The following is a 17,688-nucleotide window of genomic DNA, read 5'->3' as shown; positions in this document are numbered from 1 at the left end:
CCGCTGACGGCACCGCTTGCCGGTGCCGCGTCTTGATATCGGCTCGCCCGATGGGGCGCAACGCAACTCTCGCCTACGATGCCGGTTCCGAAGAAGACGCGCCAAGCGCCGCCGCCTGGTCCGGCGGCAACGCCGATATCATGACGAAGGCCTGGGCGATCGGCCACTCGTCGGTGATGGTGAGATTGATCACCGCGACCAGGCCGGCGGGCGTCAGCCGGCGCAGACGCTCTTCCGCGCTGCCCACCAGATGCATCGTCGGCTGGCCCGTGCGCAGGTTGACCACGCCCATTTCGCGCCATTTCACGCCCATGCGGATGCCGGTTCCGAGCGCCTTGGAACAGGCCTCCTTCGCCGCGAATCGCTTGGCATAGGAGGCCGCGCGATTCTTCCGCCGGTCCGAACGCGCCTGCTCGATGTCGGTGAAGACCCGCTCGACGAAGCGGTCGCCAAAGCGCTCGAGCGTCCGTTCGATGCGGCGGATGTCGATCAGATCGGAGCCGATGCCGATGATCATGCGCGCTTCCGGGCGGGGTCGGCGGACCGCGCTGCGTCCATCTGCCGCCGCATCTCGCCGATGGCGGCCGCCAATCCGATGAACACCGCCTCCCCCACCAGGAAATGCCCGATGTTGAGTTCGGCGATCTCCGGTATCGCGGCGATCGGCCCGACAGTGTCGAAGGCGAGGCCGTGGCCGGCGTGAACCTCCAGGCCGATCCGGTCGCCGTACGCGGCGGCCTCCGTCAGCCGCGCGAGCTCGGCCTCGGCGGCATCGGTCTGGCCGGCGGCGACCAGGTCGCAATAGCGCCCGGTGTGCAGTTCGACCACCGCGGCACCGAGATCGCGCGCCGCATCCAGCTGCGTCGCGTCGGCTTCCACGAACAGCGACACCCGGGCGCCGCTGTCGCCGAGAAGCCGGATCGGGATCGCGAGCCGGCTGCGTCCGCCGGCGACATCGAGGCCACCTTCGGTGGTGCGTTCGGCGCGGTTCTCCGGCACCAGGCAGACGGCGTGGGGCGCGATGCGCAGCGCGATCGCGACCATCTCGTCGGTCGCGGCCATTTCGAGATTCAGCGGTGCCGAAACCTCGCGCATCAGGCGGGCCAGATCGTTGTCGACGATATGCCTGCGGTCTTCGCGCAGATGCGCCGTGATGCCGTCAGCGCCCGCCTCGATCGCGAGACGGGCCGCGCGGACGGGATCGGGAAGCGCGCCGCCGCGGGCGTTCCGGAGCGTGGCGACGTGATCGATGTTCACGCCGAGCCGAAGGGGTCGCTGGATCGTCGGGGTCATGTGCTGCTGCCGTCGACCGTAGGTGTCAGAATCCCTGGCCCAGATCCGGACGCTGGCCGGCCCGGAGAGCCTGGGAGCGCTGCTGGAACCGGTTGCGTCGCGCCCGCTGATAGGCGGCAACGGCGTAGCGCGTGATGAAATAGGCGACCAGGCCCGCAATCAGGCCCAGAACCGCCCCGCCGACCACCATGGGAATGATGACAGGCCAGATCTTGTCGAAGGACTGCGACAGGAAGCCCGCCGACATGTCGGCCTGGGCCAGATGCTCCGAGGTCGGGAGATGGCCAGGACCGCCGCCCAGCACCTTGCGTCCCACTTCGAACGAGGCCGCCCAGATGAAGGGGAACGTCAACGGGTTGCCGACGGCGGTGCCCAGCGCCGCGGCCAGCATGTTGCCCGCGACCAGGAACGCGACGACGAAGCTCAGGAAGAAGTGGAACCCGACGAATGGGGTGAACGAGGCGAAGATGCCGGCTGCCACACCCGCAGCGATCGCGTGCGGCGACGCAGAGAGACGCATGACGCGCTTCTTGAAATACTGCATCGACCGTGACCACGACCGGCGCGGCCAGACGGCCACGCGCATGCGCTCCATAAACCGTGGTCGTTGGCGGCGGTTGAACAGCATGACCGGAATTCGTACCCGCGGCTCGAACAAGTTCGTCAACGGACGGCCGCGAGCCGGTGTTCGTCCATCGCAGTTCTGCAGTCCATCACCATGTTCCGGTCGAGCCTGGGCCCGATTCATGCCCGGAACATGACGATTTTCTAATTCGCGCGCGCTGCTTTCAACAATTCAAATGCAGCTGACCGGCAGGTGGCGAACCGCGACCGCTTATGCAAGTCCCCGACTGCCAGGTTTGACCGCCGGAATGGCTTCCAGCTCCGGCGGAAGCTGATCGGCAGGATAGGCCGGCACGGCGTACTCGGCCAGCGACACCAGCGGTGCGCCGACTTCGGCCGTGCCGCCGGAGCGGTCGATCAGCACCGAGCACGCGACCACGCGGGCGCCCAGTGCCTCGACCGCAGAGATGGTTTCCCGGATCGACAGACCGGTGGTGAGGATGTCCTCGACGATCACCACCCGCGCGCCCTCGGGCAATTCGAAGCGGCGCAGCCGGAACTGACCCTGCTCGCGCTCGACCCACACCGCGGGGACCCCCAGATGACGGGCCGTCTCGTAGCCGGGCACGATCCCGCCGACAGCCGGCGACACGATCATGTCGATGGGCTCGGACACCGTCTCGCGGATGCGCTCGGCGAGCGCGCGGCACAGGATTTCGGTCTTGTCGGGGTACTGGAAGACGCGCGCCTTCTGCAGGAACACCGGGCTGTGCAGCCCGGACGTCAGGACGAAGTGACCCTCCAGGATCGCGCCGCATTCGCGAAAGATGTCGAGTACGTCGTCACGCGTCATGTTCAACCGTTCCCTCTCGGCGTTTCACCCGGCAATTCCATAAAGCTTTTTCCCGCCCGGTGGAATCGAAAGGGAACGCAGGGCCATGCTCGCCGCTCGTCACCCGTGGACCCGGTGCGCATCGGAAATGACGGACAGCGCGCGGATCTTCTGGATGATCTTGGTGAGATGCTTCAGGTCCCAGACCTCCAGATCGATGATCATCTCGTGGAAGTCGTTGCCCTGGCGGAGCATCTTGATGTTGTCGATGTTGCCGTCGTGCTCGCTGATCACCTGGGCGATCAGTGCAAGGGATCCCGGCTCATTGATGGCAGCCACGGAGATCTGCGTCGGGAAGCGCGGCGGATCGGTCTCGTCGATGTCCCAGCGCACGTCGATCCAGCGCTCGGGCTGATCGTCGAACTCCTGCAGCGCCGGCGACTGGATGGGGTAGATCGTCACCCCCTCGCCCGGCATCAGGATGCCGACGATCCGGTCGCCCGGCACCGCGCCGACGTTCGGCGAGAACCGAACCGGCAGGTCGCCCTCGATCCCGCGAATGGGAAGCGACGCGGTCGGTTCCGTCGGAACGCGCTTCGGCTTGCGCGCGGGCTTCTTCACCTTCTTGGCGTCCTGCTCCATCGTTGCCGTGGGATCGACGGCACGCAGCACGTCGCTGGACGACAGCTCGCCACGGCCCACGGCGGCCAGGAGATCCTCGACGCCGGTCTGGCCGAGCCGGGAGACCGCGAGCTCCAGCGCCTCGTTGGTGAGCATCTTCGAGACGCGCTGGAAGGCGCGATCGACGATATGCCGGCCAAGGCCGGAGTATTGGGTGCGGACCGCTTCCCGGGTCGCCCGGCGGATCGCCGCCCGCGCCTTGCCGGTGACCGCCAGCGTTTCCCAGGCAGCAGGCGGCGTCTGGGCCTTCGAGCGGATGATTTCCACCTCGTCGCCGTTCTTGAGCTCGGTCATGATCGGCATGATCCGGCCGTTGACCTTGCAGCCCACGCACGTGTTGCCGACGTCGGTGTGGACGGCATAGGCGAAATCGATGGCCGTCGCGCCGCGCGGCAGCGCGATCAGCCGGCCCTTCGGGGTGAAGCAGAACACCTGGTCGTGGAACAGCTCGAGCTTGGTGTTCTCGAGAAACTCCTCCGGATTGTCGCCTTCGGCCAGGAGGTCGATTGTGTGCCGCAGCCATTCGTAGGCGCGGCTGTCAGCGGTGAGCCGCGCGATGTTGCGGCCGCCGCCCTCGCGGTCGGTATAAAGAGCGTGGGCCGCGATGCCGTATTCGGCGACCCGGTGCATGGCATCGGTGCGGATCTGCAGCTCGACGCGCTGGCGGCTCGGTCCGACGACCGTCGTGTGGATCGAGCGGTAGTCGTTCTGCTTCGGCGTCGAGATGTAGTCCTTGAACCGCCCCGGCACGGTCGGCCAGGTCGTGTGGATCACGCCGAGCACACGGTAGCAGTCGTCGACGGAGCTGACGATCAGGCGGAAGCCGTAGAGATCCGACAGCTGCTCGAAGCTGACCGACTTGCGCTGCATCTTGCGGAAGATCGAATAGGGCCGCTTCTCGCGGCCGCTCACCACGGCGGAAATGCCGCTTTCCGCCAGCCGCAGCGTCAGGTCGCTTTCGATGTTCTGGATGAGGCCGGCGTTGCTGCTGCGCAGGTTCTCGAGCCGCGCCGTGATCGCTTCGCACGCCTCGGGATTGAGGACCCTGAACGAGAGATCCTCGAGCTCCTCGCGCACCTCCTGCATGCCCATGCGGCCGGCGAGCGGCGCGTAGATCTCCATCGTCTCTTCGGCGACGGCGACCCGCTTGTGGGCCGGCACGTAGCGGATGGTGCGCATGTTGTGCAGGCGGTCGGCGAGCTTGACGAGCAGCACCCGCACGTCGTCGGCGATGGCCAGCAGCAGCTTGCGGAAGTTCTCGGCCTGCTTGGCCTTGGTGGACACCAGGTCGAGGCGCTTGATCTTGGTCAGGCCCTCGACGAGCTTGCCGATCTCCGGACCGAACATGTCGTCGATCTCGGCGCGCGTCGCGTCGGTGTCCTCGATGGTGTCATGCAGGAGCGCGACGGCGATCGTCGCGTCGTCGAGCCGCAGGTCCGTAAGGATCGCCGCGACTTCGAGGGGATGGGAGAAATAGGGATCGCCGGAGGCACGGGTCTGCGTGCCATGCTTGTGCATGGCGTAGACGTAGGCCTTGTTCAGGAGCCCCTCGTCGGCGGCCGGATTGTACCGGTTGACCCGCTCGAGAAGCTCGTACTGCCGCATCATGACTTATGCCCCGAGCCGCGGGGCCCGCCCCGCGACAGCCCCCGGACGGCTGCGCGGGCCGTCTGCTACTCCGTCACTCAGAGGTCGTCGGTCTTGTCGGGCGGAACCATGCCTTCCAGACCCTTGAGCAGCTCTTCTTCGCTCATGCGGTTGAACGTGAGGTCGACCTCGTCGTCGGCGCTGTTGCCGTCGGACCCGATCAGCGCGACCGTCTCGGCTTCCGGCTCGTCGACTTCCACGTACTTCTGCAGCGAGTGGATCAGCTCTTCCTTGAGGTCGCCGGGGCTCACCGTCTGTTCGGCGATCTCGCGCAGGGCGACGACCGGGTTCTTGTCGTTGTCGCGATCGACGGAAATCTGCGAGCCGCTGGAGATCATGCGGGCGCGATGGCCGGCCAGCAGGCACAGCTCGAACCGGTTATCGACCTTGTCGATGCAATCTTCGACCGTCACACGGGCCATCGGTGAAACTCCTTCTACGTCCGGGAATGCGAGGGGATATCAGGTCGTTTCCCCGAAATGCAAGACAAACCCGCAGGAAGTACCGGGATCGGCGGCGGGTTCGTCCGACTTCAGCTTGCCGAGACCGGCCGGCCCCGGCGGCAACCTGAATTGCCCATTCTTGAAAGACATTGTGTCGTGCAATATGTCACCAATATGGGCGACGAGTCGGTAATGTCCAACCGCGCGAGGTTCCGGACGCCGACGATGAGTGTGTGGCGAATGGAGCGTTTCATTGGGCCCCCGGGACGACTGTCGGCCGAGATCGGCGGCCTTTCGGCAGACACCGGACATTTCAGCAAGTTCTATTTCGGCATCAGTTCCAGCGTAAAGAAAGACTAGCATGTTCGACGATCGCGAGCGAATTGCACTGTTCATCGATGGCGCCAATCTTTATTCCACCGCGAAATCACTTGGGTTCGACATCGACTATCGCCGGCTTCTGAAGGAATTCGGCTCCAAGGGATATCTCTTGCGGGCGTATTACTACACGGCGATGATCGAGGATCAGGAGTACTCGACGCTCCGGCCGCTGGTCGATTGGCTCGACTACAACGGCTACAACGTCGTGACCAAGCCGCTGAAGGAGTTCTACGACCAGAGCGGCCGCCGCAAGGTCAAGGGCAACATGGACATCGAGCTGGTGGTCGACGCCATGCAGATGGCCGAGCACGTCGACCACATCGTCCTGTTCTCCGGGGATGGCGACTTCCGCCGCCTCGTCGAGGCGATCCAGCGCCGCGGCCGCAAGGTCTCCGTGGTCTCCACGCTCCAGACCCAGCCGCCGATGATCGCCGACGACCTGCGCCGCCAGGCCGACCACTTCATCGACCTGGTGACCCTGGAAGCGAAGATCGGCCGCGATCCGGCCGAACGGGCCGGTCGCGCATCGGAACGCTCCGATCGGCAGAACCGCGAGCCCGCCGGCCAGGACGATCTCTAGGGTGCCTGCCGCACGCGCCGCGGGCCTCGCCGACCTCACCGAGCCCGACCGCGACTGTCCGCGCTGCCCCCGGCTGGTGGCGTTCCGCCAGGCCAACCGCGCCGCCGCGCCTGACTGGTTCAATGCGCCGGTGCCGACGTTCGGCGATCCGGACGCCCGGCTGCTGATCGTCGGCCTGGCGCCCGGGCTGAAGGGCGCGAACCGGACCGGCCGGCCGTTCACCGGCGACTATGCCGGCGACCTTCTCTACGCGACGCTCGACAAGTTCGGCTTCTCCCGCGGCACCTACGCCGCATCGCCCGACGACGGCCTCACGCTCGTCGGCGCGGCGATCGTCAACGCGGTGCGCTGCGTGCCGCCCCAGAACAAGCCCCTGCCCGCCGAGATCCGCACCTGCCTGCCGTTCCTCGTCGCCACGCTGGAGGCAAGGCCGCGAATCGAGGCGATCCTCGTGCTCGGCAAGATCGCGCACGACGCGACCATCGCGGGGTTCGGCGGCAAGCCGTCGCGCCACAAGTTCGCGCACGGCGCCCGCCATCGGCTGGACGGGACGCCGCCGATCTATGACAGCTACCATTGCTCCCGCTACAACACGAACACCGGCCGGCTGACGGCCGCCATGTTCGAGAGCGTGTTCGGCCAGATCGTTTCCGACCTTAGCTGACCTCCGGTCGCCTTGCCGTCCTGCCGGCACACAATGGCCTTGGCGCACGGACCCGATCCGGGCGATGGTGACCCCTCGGAATCACGCTGGAGCATTTCGCGTTCGGATCGAGACCATCGGACCGGGGGGAATGGCTGAAGGCATTGATCCTGGTGCCATTCTGTCGATCGGTGCATGCCAGCAGATCGGACACGGCTTCAGGTCCGATGGGGGGCTGCCATGGCATATGACGAACACGCCGCCGAACGGGTGCGGCACGCGCTTGCCGATGTTCCGGATCTCACCGAGCAGACCGTCATGGGCGCACTGACCTTTCTCGTAGGCGGCGCCATGTGCTGCGGAATCACCGGCGAGGACCTCATGGTGCGCGTGGGCTCGGCGGCTTACGACGCGGCGCTCACCGAACCCCATGTGCTGCCGATGGAGATCGGACGCGGCCGGCGCCCGCGCGGCTTCGTCCGGGTGGCACCCGCCGGCTATCGGAGCGACAAGGCCCTCGCCAAGTGGGTCGCTCGTGGCGTCGCCTTCGCTTCGACGCTCCCCCGCAAGTAGTCCGGGCCACCTCTCCTATCCGACATCCCCGCATCACAAATCCGCACGGATTCCGGGCTGCCTGGCCTACTCCGTCGCCGTTCGCATGGCCGCGATCACCTGGCACTCACGCCACTGTGTCGTTCCGAAACCCGCCTCGGACACATCCTTCCGGCGACAGCCTCCGTACCTCCAACAGTCAGCCGCCACACAAGGTGACGCGGCGGACCACCGACCGGCCCCCACAAGGCCGGCCCTTTAAGTGTCCAAGGAGGACTTGTTTCATGCGTATTTCTCTCGCTCGCACCTGCACAGCCGCCGTCATCGCCGCAACCGTTGCCGGCGCCGCGCTGGTCTCGCCCGCCGTCGCGAAGAACCCGATGGTCGGCGGAGCGCCCATGTACGAGTCGAAGACCATCGTCGAGAACGCGGTCAACTCGAAGGACCATGAGACCCTCGTCGCCGCGGTGAAGGCCGCCGGCCTCGTCGACACGCTGTCGGGCTCGGGCCCGTTCGTGGTGTTCGCGCCGACGGACGCCGCCTTCGAGAAGCTGCCGGCCGGGACCGTGGCCACCCTGGTGAAGCCGGAGAACAAGGAGACGCTCACGGAGATCCTGACCTACCACGTGGTCTCCGGTCGCGGCACCGTTGCCCAGATGCACAAGACCGCGATGGATGCCGGTGGCTCGGTCGGTCTGGAGACCGTCAACGGCGAGCTTCTCACCCTCAAGGCGACCGACGACGGCGGCATCACGCTGACCGATGCGAAGGGCAGCACCGCCCGCGTCACCGTCGCCGACGTGCGTCAGTCGAACGGCATGATCCAGGTGATCGATACCGTCCTGATGCCCTGACGCTTGCGGCCGGGCCTGCCGCCCGGCCGCAACCAATGCGCCGCACACGCGGCGAAGCAAAGAAAAGGGGCGGAGACATCTCCGCCCCTTTTCGATTCACGGGAATTGCCGGGCGACCCTGCCCTGCCACACCACCAGCGCCGGCACCACCACCAGCTCCAGCGTGAGACCGGCCAGGTGGGGGACCGACGGGACACCGTTGACCACCAAGCCAAGCAGGCGCGCCAGCCCGCCCGCCACCACCAGCGTAGCGGCCAGCCGGAACAGCGCCGTCTTCCGCTCGATCGAGGGAATGGTGGCATAGAAGGTCAGCCCGAGCGCCAGGAAGATGCCCGAGAGATAGCGGACGTGGCTGTCGAGATCGACGGGCCAGCCGCCGGCGCTGGAGAACGCCGCGGGTCCGAGGATCACGCCGGCCGCGCCGGCGGCGACGGGGACGACGCCCAGCACGGCCACCACGGCCTGCAGACATCGCTTGCTGACATTTGGTGACATGAGGCCCGCTTGTGCCGGAGGAAGTCTTCACTCCGGCTTACGCACACCAGTGCCCGCCGTATCACATGGCCACCAGATCGTGGCCCGGGGAAACCGTCAGCGGGTGTCGACCTTGTGGTCGAGCGGATTGGGGAACGGCAGGTCGTCGAAGCTGAGGTCGGAGACGACCACGGCATTGACGCCGAGCAGCACGAACACCGCCAGCACGGCGGCGATCACCCCCTTCAGCAACAGGCGCGGCCGCGCCGGTGCTTCCGACATCGACCCCGGCACGATCTCCTCGCCCGCTTCCGCGTGGGTTCGATTTCCCCACGGCAGCAGCAGGAAGAACATGAGCCACCAGACGATGAAGTAGATGGCGATGATGCTTGTCAGGGACATGATGCGCGGGGTGCCCGTCTGTCGTGGGAGGCGATCACGGTCGCCGGTCCGGTCAGGCCTGCTCGAGCTCCGTCAGGGTCCCGCAGAAGTCCTTCGGATGCAGGAACAGCACCGGCTTGCCGTGGGCGCCGATCTTCGGTTCGCCGTCGCCGATGACGGTGGCACCCGCCTCCACGAGCCGGTCACGCGCGGCGAGGATGTCGTCGACCTCGTAGCAGATGTGGTGCATCCCGCCCGCCGGATTGCGGAGCAGGAACTTGGCGATCGGCGACGCCTCGCCCAGCGGTTCGAGCAGTTCGATCTTGGTGTTCGGCAGTTCGATGAAGACCGTCGTCACTCCGTGATCGGGCTGCTGCACGGCCTCCGACACCTTGGCGCCGAGCGTGTCGCGATAGACCGCGCTCGCCGCCGCGATGTCGGGCACGGCGATCGCCACATGGTTGAGCCGTCCGATCATGCCCATCGCCTCCCGTTCCGTGAGCGGTCCGTCCGACCAGTCATAGTACCGTGACGTCGACCCGGCAAAGCGGCTTCTTGCCCCACTTCTGGGACATGATCGAGCGGAGCGCCTTGACCGACGCCTTGGCGACCAGGTCGCGGTCGCGGCGGCGCTGGCGCGGAATCCCGTCGATCGCGTCGTCGACGGCGTCTTCCAGGATCTCGATGAAGCTCTCCCCCGCCGCATCGAATTCCGGCAGGCCGAACGCGATGATGGTCGGGTCGGTCAGGATCTCGCCCTTGCCGTCCAGCGTGACGTGGGCGACGACGCAGCCGGCGAACGCCAGCTTGTTGCGCTCAGGCACGCCCGACTTTTCCGGCCCGGCGATCAGGTTGCCGTCCTTGTAGAGGAAGCCGGTCGGGGCGTGATCGGTGATCGCAAGCGGGCCCGGCGCGATGCGGAAGATGTCGCCGTTCTTGCCCTTCACCACTTCCCGGACGCCCTGCTGCTTGGCGAAGCGGGCGTGCTGGTCGAGATGGTACGGCTCGCCGTGCACCGGGATCAGCGCCTCGGGCTTGAGCCAGCTGTAGAGATCGGCCAGTTCGTCGCGGCGCGGGTGGCCGGAGACGTGAACCAGATCGTCCCTGTCCGTCAGGATCTGGATGCCCCGCTCGGCAAGCGCGTTCACCACCGAGATCACCGGCGGCTCGTTGCCCGGGATGGTGCGCGACGAGAAGATGACCAGATCGCCGGGCGACAGCGCCACGCGCGGATGCTCGTCGTGGGCGATCCGCGCCAGCGCCGCGCGGGACTCCCCCTGGCTGCCGGTCAGGAGCGCCACCACCTTGTCGCGCGGCAGGTAGCCGTAGGCGTCCTCGTCCAGGAACGGCGGCACGTCGGACAGATAGCCGAGCTCGGTCGCCACATCGATCACGCGCTTCATGGCGCGGCCCATCACGACCACGTCGCGGCCCGCCGCCCGGGCGGCGACGGCCACCCCGTGGATCCGCGCGACGTTGGAGGCGAAGGTGGTGACGGCGACCCGGTTCGGCGCCGCCTTGATGATTTCCGTCAGCCGCTCGGCGACGTCGGACTCCGACGGCGACCGGCCGCTGCGCACCGCGTTGGTGGAATCGCAGATGAGCGCGCGCACGCCCTCTTCGCCCACCGCCTTCAGCCGGTCGACGTCGATCGGCCGCCCGATGCCGGGAGTCAGATCGATCTTCCAGTCGCCCGAGTGGACGACGGTGCCGTGCCGGGTGCGGATGACGAGTGCGTTCGGCTCGGGGATCGAGTGGCTCATCGGCACCAGCTCAACCTCGAACGGGCCGACGTTGATGCGCGATCCCTGCTCGACGATGGTCACCGGGACCGGCTTCGAGCCGCGATTCTCGGCGGCCTTCGCCTCCAGCAGCCCCGCGGTGAACGCGGTCGCGTACAGCGGAACGCCCAGGCGCGGCCACAGGTCGAGGATCGCGCCGTAGTGATCCTCGTGGGCGTGGGTGATGACGATGCCGGCCAGCCGGTCCTTGTTTTCCTCGATGAAGGTGATGTCGGGGTAGATCAGGTCGACGCCCGGGGTGGTCTCATCGCCGAACGTGACGCCGAGATCGACCATCAGCCACGTGCGGTCGCGCCGCGACCCGAGCCCGTACAGGCCCAGGTTCATCCCGATCTCGCCGACGCCCCCGAGCGGAAGGAATACGAGCTCGTCCTTGTCGACTTTACTCAAAACGTTCTAGCTCCTCGTTGTGGCGGCAGCCCCGAAATGCACATCGCCGGCCGCGATCGTTTCGCGTCCGCCGTCGGCCGTCCTCACCACCAGATGTCCGTCTTCGTCGACGGTCTCGAATATGCCGCGGACCGTGCGTTCACCGATCGAGACCGCAATCTCCGACCCGATGCCGCTGCCGCGTTCCAACCAGCGCTCGCGGAGGCCGGAAAAGCCGGAGCCCGCCTCCCAGAGCGCGAAATTATCAACCCATGCGTTCGAAAGCGCCTCGAACACGTCTTCCGCCGTCACGTTGGGCGCATAGGCCCGCAGATGCGTCGCCGGATAGGGCGTCCCAGTCGGCGCCGACAAGACGTTGACGCCAATCCCCGCGACGATCGCCGTCTCGCTCTGCCTGGCGCGCGCCTCCAGGAGAATCCCGGCGAGCTTCGCGCCACCGAGCAGCACGTCGTTGGGCCACTTCAGCGAGAACCGCCCGCCCGCATGATCGCCGGCATCGAGGCCGACCGCGAACATGCGCCGGCCGCCAAGCGCCTCGAGCGCATCACCGAGCGCCAGGCCGGCGACGAACCCCACCGTGGCAGCCACGGCAGGCGGCTTGTCCAGGGTCACCAGGATCGACGCCGCCAGATTTCCCGGCCGGCCCTCCCAGGGCCGTCCGCGCCGTCCGCGACCACCGGTCTGATCCGCCGTCACATACCAGACCGGTCCGCGCTCGCCGCCGTCGGCCTCGGCAAGCGCCGCGGCGTTGGTCGAGCCGATCGTGTCGAAATCCTGGAGGCGGTGGCCCGCCTCCCGGGCGTGCGCGCCGAGACGAAAGGCCATCTAGGTCACGACGCCGTCAGGCGACCTCAAGCCGGCCCGCGTCGCCGCCTCACCTGACATAGCGCGGGATGTGGGCGGGAAACCGGTCACCACGTTCCCCTCACCCGCCCTAGAACAGGCTTTGGGCAGCCGCGGTGGCGGCGGCCTCGAGCGGTGCCGCCACAAACACGAAGAACACGATGAAGATGCCGCTGAGCCCCAATACGACGCGCAGCTCTCCCGGCATCGGCTCGAACGCCTCGGCCGGCTCGTCGAAGTACATCAGCTTCACGATCCGCAGATAGTAGAACGCGCCCACGACCGACGTCAGCACGCCGATGATGGCCAGCGTGTAGAGCCCCGACTGCATCGCCGCCGCGAACACGTAGAACTTTCCGAAGAAGCCGGCGAGCGGCGGAATGCCCGCCAGCGAGAACATCAGCATCGCCAGGATGAACGCCATCATCGGACGCGCCCGGGCAAGCCCGGCCAGTTCGTCGATGTCGTAGACCATCCCCTCCTTGCGCCGCATGGTCAGAATGCAGGCGAACACGCCCAGCGTCATCGCGACGTAGATGGTGAGGTAGAGGATCACGCCCTGGACGCCCTGGGCGGTGCCCGGCGCCACGCCCACCAGCGCGTAGCCGACGTGGCCGATCGACGAATAGGCCATCAGGCGCTTGATGTTGCGCTGGCCGATCGCCGCGAACGCGCCGAGCGCCATCGACAGGATCGAGATGAAGATGATGATCTGCTGCCACTCGAAGTGCGCCGGACCGAACGCCTCGATCACCACCCGCATCAGGAGCGCCAGCGCGGCGACCTTGGGGGCTGCCGCGAAGAACGCGGTCACCGGCGTCGGCGCGCCCTCGTAGACGTCCGGCGTCCACATGTGGAACGGCACGGCGGAGATCTTGAAGGCAAGTCCGGTCAGCACGAACACGATGCCGAAGATCGCGCCGATCGAGGCACCGTCCGCCTCCAGCACGCCGGCGATGGTGTTGAAGTCGATGGAGCCGGTGAAGCCGTACACCAGCGAGATGCCGTACAGCATCATGCCCGACGCCAGCGCGCCGAGGACGAAGTACTTCAGGCCGGCCTCGGTGGAGCGCACAGAATCGCGGTTGATCGAGGCGACCACGTAGAGCGCCAGCGACTGCAGCTCCAGGCCCAGATAGAGCGCCAGCATGCTGCCGGCCGAGATCATGATCATCATGCCCACGGTCGAAAGGACCACGAGCACCGGGTACTCGAAGCGCTCGAAGCGGGCCGCCCGGGCGTAGGCCGTCGTCATCACGATGGCGAAGCCGGAACCGATCAGCGTCAGCACCTTCATGAAGCGCGCGAACGGGTCGAGGATGAAGGCCCCCTCGAAGGTCGTGCCGTAGACCGGCGCGAACACCAGCAGCGCGGCGGCGACGACGATCAGAATCACCGCTCCCGCCGTCACCGTCCCGACGGGCTCGTCTCCGGCGAACACGCCGATCATCAGGAGCACCAGCGCCCCGACAGCCATCACGAGCTCGGGAAGAAGGGGCATGAGGTCGGGCACAGCGGTCATCCCTTGGGCCTCGCGGGAGTGAGTTTGACGGCGTCGATCAATGGAGCACCTGTGCGGTCTGGGCGGCCACTTCCAGCGCGGCGTGATAGTGCTGCAGCAGGTTGTCCACGGACGCGGCGGTGACGTTGAGGACCGGAGTGGGCCAGATGCCGAACAGGATGGTCAGCACGACCAGCGGAACCAGCACGACCTTCTCGCGCAGGTTCAGATCCGGCAGCGCCTTCAGGCTTTCCTTCTCCAGCGGCCCGAACGCGACCCGGCGATAGAGCCACAGCGCGTACGCGGCCGACAGGATGATGCCGGTGGCGGCGAGGAACGCCGTCAGGGTCGACACTTGGAACGCACCGACCATGGTCAGGAACTCGCCGACGAAGCCGCTGGTGCCCGGAAGGCCCACGTTGGCCATGGTGAACACAAGGAACGCCATGGCGAACCACGGCATCTGCTTGGCGAGCCCGCCATAGGCGGCGATGGCGCGGGTGTGGGTACGGTCGTAGATGACCCCGACGGAGAGGAACAGCGCGGCCGACACGATGCCGTGGGAGAGCATCAGGTAGATCGCGCCCTGGATGCCCTGGGTCGTCGCCGTGAACATGCCCATCGTCACGAAGCCCATGTGGGCGACGGACGAATAGGCGATCAGCTTCTTCATGTCCTCCTGCATCAGCGCGACCAGCGAGGCGTAGATGATCGCGATCACCGACAGGCCGAAGATGTAGGGGGCGAAGAAGTCGGAGGCGACCGGGAACATCGGCAACGAATAGCGCAGCACGCCGAAGCCGCCCATCTTCAGGAGGATGCCCGCCAGCACGCCGGAGGCCGCCGTCGGCGCCTCGACGTGGGCGTCCGGCAGCCATGTATGGACGGGCCACATCGGCATCTTCACCGCGAACGACGCGAAGAAGCCGAGGAACAGCCAGTACTGCATCGAGACCGGGAAATCGTGCTCGAGCAGCAGTGGCACGCTGGTGGTGCCCGCCTCCCAGTACATCGCCAGGATGGCCAGCAGCATGAACAGCGAGCCGAGCAGCGTGTAGAGGAAGAACTTGAACGTCGCGTAGACGCGCCGGTCGTGGCCCCAGATGCCGATGATCAGGAACATCGGGATCAGGCCGCCTTCGAAGAAGACGTAGAAGACCACGATGTCGAGCGCGGTGAACACGCCGATCATCAGCGTTTCCAGGACGAGGAACGCGATCATGTACTCCTTCACCCGCCACTGGATCGCCTGCCAGCTGGCAAGGATGCAGAACGGCATTAGGAGCGTGGTCAGAAGCACGAACAGGATCGAGATCCCGTCGACGCCCACGTGGTAGGTGAACGGCCCGCCGATCCAGTCGTACTGCTCGACGAGCTGGAAGCCGGGATCGCTGGAATCGAACTGCAGCAGGAGCAGCAGCGAGACCAGGAAGGTGAACACGGTCGTGATCATCGAGACGCGACGGATGTTCGTCAGCGCCGTCTCGTCCTCCCCCCTCACCAGCAGGATGAAGAGCACCCCGACCAGCGGCAGGAAGGTAACGATCGTAAGGAGCGGCCAATCACTCATCAGGGAGCTCCCACGCCCGTCATCATTGCCCAGGTGATCAGCGCCGCAACGCCGATCAGCATCGCGAACGCGTAGTGGTAGATGTAGCCCGTCTGCAGCCGCACGACCCGCTGGGTCACGTCGAGCACCCGGTGCGAGACACCATCCGGACCGAACCCGTCGATGAGCCAGCCATCACCTTTCTTCCAGAGGAAGTGGCCGAGGCGCTTGGCCGGACGGACGAACAGGAAGTCGTAGAGTTCGTCGAAGTACCACTTGTTCGCGAGGAACTGGTACAGGCCCGGATGCTCGCGGGCGAGCGTCACCGGCGTCTGCGGCGAGCGCATATACCAGAGGTACGCCCAGCCGAAGCCGATGATCATCATGACGGTCGGCGCGAGCGGCACCCAGCCCGGAAGGTGATGCATCTCTTCGAGGATGTGGTTCTCTGCCCCGAGGTAGAGCGAGGCGCGCCAGAAGTGCTCGTAGCCCTCGCCGATGAACGCGCCGTGCAGCAGGAAGCCGGCGAACAGCGCGCCACAGGACAGGAGCGCCAGCGGGATCAGCATCACCGGCGGGCTCTCGTGGGCGTGCTTGAACACGTCCGCCGCGGCCCGCGTCTTGCCGTGGAACGTCATGAACATCATGCGCCAGGTGTAGAAGGCCGTGAGCAGTGCCGCGAACAGCGTCAGCCAGAAGGCGTACACCGAGAACGGATTCTCCGCGGCGAACGTCGCCTCGATGATCGCGTCCTTGGAGAAGTAGCCCGAGGTGAACGGGAAGCCGGTGAGCGCCAGGCCGCCGATCAGCATGGCGGCGTAGGTCCACGGGATCTTCGAGCGCAGACCGCCCATGCGGCGCATGTCCTGCTCGTCGTGCATCGCGTGGATCACCGAGCCGGCGCCGAGGAACAGCAGCGCCTTGAAGAAGCCGTGGGTCATCAGGTGGAAGATGCCGGCCGAGTAGGCCCCCACCCCGAGCGCGGCGAACATGTAGCCGAGCTGCGAGCAGGTCGAGTAGGCGATCACCCGCTTGATGTCGTTCTGGACGCAGCCGATGGTCGCCGCGAAGAAGGCCGTGGTCGCGCCGATGAACGTGACGAAGGCCAGCGCCGTCGGCGCGTATTCGAACAGCGGCGACATCCGCGCCACCATGAACACGCCGGCCGTCACCATGGTGGCGGCGTGGATCAGCGCGGAGACCGGCGTCGGGCCTTCCATCGCGTCCGGCAGCCAGGTGTGCAGGCCGATCTGGGCCGACTTGCCCATGGCGCCGATGAACAGCAGGAAGCAGATCGTCTCGACCGCGTTCACCTCGTAGCCGAGGAACGCGAAGGTGGTGGTCGACAGTGTCTGGGCGTCGCCGAAGATGGTGTCGAGGTCGACCGAGCCGACCAGCATGAACAGCGCGAAGATGCCCAGCATGAAGCCGAAGTCGCCGACGCGGTTGACCACGAACGCCTTGATCGCCGCGGCGACCGCCGAGGGCCGCGTGTACCAGAAGCCGATCAGCAGGTAGGAGGCGAGACCGACGCCCTCCCAGCCGAAGAACATCTGCACGATGTTGTCGGCGGTCACCAGCATCAGCATGGCGAAGGTGAACAGCGACAGGTAGGCGAAGAAGCGCGGCCGGTCCGGATCGTGGGACATGTAGCCGATCGAGTAGAGATGCACGACGGCGGAGACCGACGTCACCACGATCAGCATCACCACGGTCAGCGTGTCGATGCGGAGCGACCAGACCACCTCCAGCGCGCCGGACGTGATCCAGGGCGACAGCGCCACCTTGATCGGCTCGACGTCGGAGAAGCCCACCTGGATGAAGGCGACCCACGACAGGATCGCGGAGACGATCAACAGGCTCGTGGTGACGATCTCGCTGGCGCGGGCCCCGATCACCCGGCCGAAGATGCCTGCGATCAGGAAGCCGATGAGCGGCAGGAAGACGATTGCGGCGTACATCAGCCCGTCAGCCCTTCATCGTGTTGATGTCTTGCACCGCGATAGAGCCGCGGTTGCGGAAGAAGACGACCAGGATGGCCAGGCCGATCGCGGCCTCGGCCGCGGCAACCGTGAGCACGAACAGCGCGAAGACCTGGCCGACGAGATCGCCCAGGAAGGCGGAGAACGCGATAAAATTGATGTTCACGGCCAGCAGGATGAGTTCGATCGCCATGAGGATGACGATGACGTTCCGCCGGTTCAGGAAGATGCCGAACACCCCGAGGGTGAACAGGATCGCCGCGACCGTGAGATAATGCGCGAGACCGACCGCCATT

Annotated in this window: 20 protein-coding genes; 5 read left to right on the top strand and 15 right to left on the bottom strand. The window is 66.5% G+C overall.

The window, feature by feature from the left end; all coding sequences use genetic code 11:
- Positions 1–73: 73 nt before the first annotated feature.
- The 6 genes from acpS to rpoZ all read right to left on the bottom strand — a co-directional run bounded on the left by acpS (position 74) and on the right by rpoZ (position 5,439).
- Entirely contained in the window at positions 74–517 is a 444-nt protein-coding gene (gene acpS / locus AB7M35_RS01065; protein WP_453956527.1) for a holo-ACP synthase, read from the bottom strand.
- Positions 514–1,293 (bottom strand): pyridoxine 5'-phosphate synthase, encoded by a 780-nt coding sequence (locus AB7M35_RS01060; protein WP_453956525.1) that lies wholly within the window; start codon positions 1,291–1,293, stop codon positions 514–516. The genes acpS and AB7M35_RS01060 overlap by 4 nt, the downstream gene beginning before the upstream one ends.
- A gap of 25 nt (positions 1,294–1,318) precedes the next feature.
- A complete protein-coding gene (locus tag AB7M35_RS01055) occupies positions 1,319–1,921 on the bottom strand; it encodes a DUF2062 domain-containing protein (protein WP_453956523.1) in 603 nt (200 codons plus the stop codon).
- Between the two features lie 207 nt (positions 1,922–2,128).
- Complete coding sequence (gene pyrE, locus AB7M35_RS01050; protein ID WP_453956521.1) at positions 2,129–2,710, bottom strand: orotate phosphoribosyltransferase; 582 nt, start codon at positions 2,708–2,710, stop codon at positions 2,129–2,131.
- Positions 2,711–2,809: 99 nt separating this feature from the next.
- The gene (locus AB7M35_RS01045; protein ID WP_453956519.1) at positions 2,810–4,978 is read right to left on the bottom strand and encodes a RelA/SpoT family protein; all 2,169 of its coding nucleotides are present in this window, start codon (positions 4,976–4,978) and stop codon (positions 2,810–2,812) included.
- A gap of 77 nt (positions 4,979–5,055) precedes the next feature.
- Positions 5,056–5,439 carry a DNA-directed RNA polymerase subunit omega gene (gene rpoZ, locus AB7M35_RS01040; protein WP_453956517.1) on the bottom strand — a complete coding sequence of 128 codons (384 nt, stop codon included), beginning with the start codon at positions 5,437–5,439 and terminating at the stop codon, positions 5,056–5,058.
- A gap of 57 nt (positions 5,440–5,496) precedes the next feature.
- Between rpoZ and AB7M35_RS01035 the strand changes: the two genes are divergently transcribed.
- The 5 genes from AB7M35_RS01035 to AB7M35_RS01015 all read left to right on the top strand — a co-directional run bounded on the left by AB7M35_RS01035 (position 5,497) and on the right by AB7M35_RS01015 (position 8,470).
- Positions 5,497–5,820 carry a hypothetical protein gene (locus AB7M35_RS01035; RefSeq protein WP_453956515.1) on the top strand — a complete coding sequence of 108 codons (324 nt, stop codon included), beginning with the start codon at positions 5,497–5,499 and terminating at the stop codon, positions 5,818–5,820.
- A 1-nt stretch (position 5,821) separates the two neighbouring features.
- Positions 5,822–6,421, top strand: a complete 600-nt coding sequence (locus AB7M35_RS01030) for a LabA-like NYN domain-containing protein (RefSeq protein WP_453956513.1) — start codon at positions 5,822–5,824, stop codon at positions 6,419–6,421.
- A gap of 1 nt (position 6,422) precedes the next feature.
- The gene (locus tag AB7M35_RS01025; RefSeq protein WP_453956512.1) at positions 6,423–7,085 is read left to right on the top strand and encodes a uracil-DNA glycosylase; all 663 of its coding nucleotides are present in this window, start codon (positions 6,423–6,425) and stop codon (positions 7,083–7,085) included.
- Between the two features lie 219 nt (positions 7,086–7,304).
- Entirely contained in the window at positions 7,305–7,637 is a 333-nt protein-coding gene (locus AB7M35_RS01020; protein WP_453956510.1) for a TfoX/Sxy family protein, read from the top strand.
- Positions 7,638–7,900: 263 nt separating this feature from the next.
- On the top strand, positions 7,901–8,470 hold the full coding sequence (locus AB7M35_RS01015) for a fasciclin domain-containing protein (protein WP_453956508.1): 570 nt from the start codon (positions 7,901–7,903) through the stop codon (positions 8,468–8,470).
- A 96-nt stretch (positions 8,471–8,566) separates the two neighbouring features.
- Here the strand turns inward: AB7M35_RS01015 and AB7M35_RS01010 are convergent, their stop codons facing one another.
- The 9 genes from AB7M35_RS01010 to nuoK all read right to left on the bottom strand — a co-directional run bounded on the left by AB7M35_RS01010 (position 8,567) and on the right by nuoK (position 17,687).
- Positions 8,567–8,965, bottom strand: coding sequence for a DUF4345 domain-containing protein (locus tag AB7M35_RS01010; protein ID WP_453956506.1), 399 nt, complete (start codon positions 8,963–8,965; stop codon positions 8,567–8,569).
- Positions 8,966–9,061: 96 nt separating this feature from the next.
- Positions 9,062–9,346 (bottom strand): DUF1467 family protein, encoded by a 285-nt coding sequence (locus AB7M35_RS01005; protein ID WP_453956504.1) that lies wholly within the window; start codon positions 9,344–9,346, stop codon positions 9,062–9,064.
- 52 nt (positions 9,347–9,398) lie between these two features.
- Positions 9,399–9,803: a methylmalonyl-CoA epimerase gene (gene mce / locus AB7M35_RS01000; RefSeq protein ID WP_453956502.1), complete on the bottom strand. Its 405-nt coding sequence runs from the start codon at positions 9,801–9,803 to the stop codon at positions 9,399–9,401.
- Positions 9,804–9,843: 40 nt separating this feature from the next.
- Complete coding sequence (locus AB7M35_RS00995; RefSeq protein WP_453960552.1) at positions 9,844–11,454, bottom strand: ribonuclease J; 1,611 nt, start codon at positions 11,452–11,454, stop codon at positions 9,844–9,846.
- A 69-nt stretch (positions 11,455–11,523) separates the two neighbouring features.
- On the bottom strand, positions 11,524–12,342 hold the full coding sequence (locus AB7M35_RS00990; RefSeq protein ID WP_453956500.1) for a biotin--[acetyl-CoA-carboxylase] ligase: 819 nt from the start codon (positions 12,340–12,342) through the stop codon (positions 11,524–11,526).
- Between the two features lie 109 nt (positions 12,343–12,451).
- Positions 12,452–13,882, bottom strand: coding sequence for an NADH-quinone oxidoreductase subunit NuoN (nuoN, locus tag AB7M35_RS00985; RefSeq protein WP_453956498.1), 1,431 nt, complete (start codon positions 13,880–13,882; stop codon positions 12,452–12,454).
- Positions 13,883–13,919: 37 nt separating this feature from the next.
- Positions 13,920–15,431: an NADH-quinone oxidoreductase subunit M gene (locus AB7M35_RS00980; RefSeq protein ID WP_453956496.1), complete on the bottom strand. Its 1,512-nt coding sequence runs from the start codon at positions 15,429–15,431 to the stop codon at positions 13,920–13,922.
- Positions 15,431–17,371 (bottom strand): NADH-quinone oxidoreductase subunit L, encoded by a 1,941-nt coding sequence (gene nuoL / locus AB7M35_RS00975; RefSeq protein ID WP_453956494.1) that lies wholly within the window; start codon positions 17,369–17,371, stop codon positions 15,431–15,433. Before nuoL ends, AB7M35_RS00980 begins: the two co-directional genes overlap by 1 nt.
- A gap of 7 nt (positions 17,372–17,378) precedes the next feature.
- The gene (gene nuoK / locus AB7M35_RS00970; protein WP_453956492.1) at positions 17,379–17,687 is read right to left on the bottom strand and encodes an NADH-quinone oxidoreductase subunit NuoK; all 309 of its coding nucleotides are present in this window, start codon (positions 17,685–17,687) and stop codon (positions 17,379–17,381) included.
- Between the last annotated feature and the right edge of the window lies 1 nt (position 17,688).

This window comes from Amorphus suaedae (genome assembly GCF_053629675.1).
The sequence above is the reverse complement of the archived record's forward strand: the minus strand, read 5'-3'. Positions and strand labels throughout refer to the sequence as shown.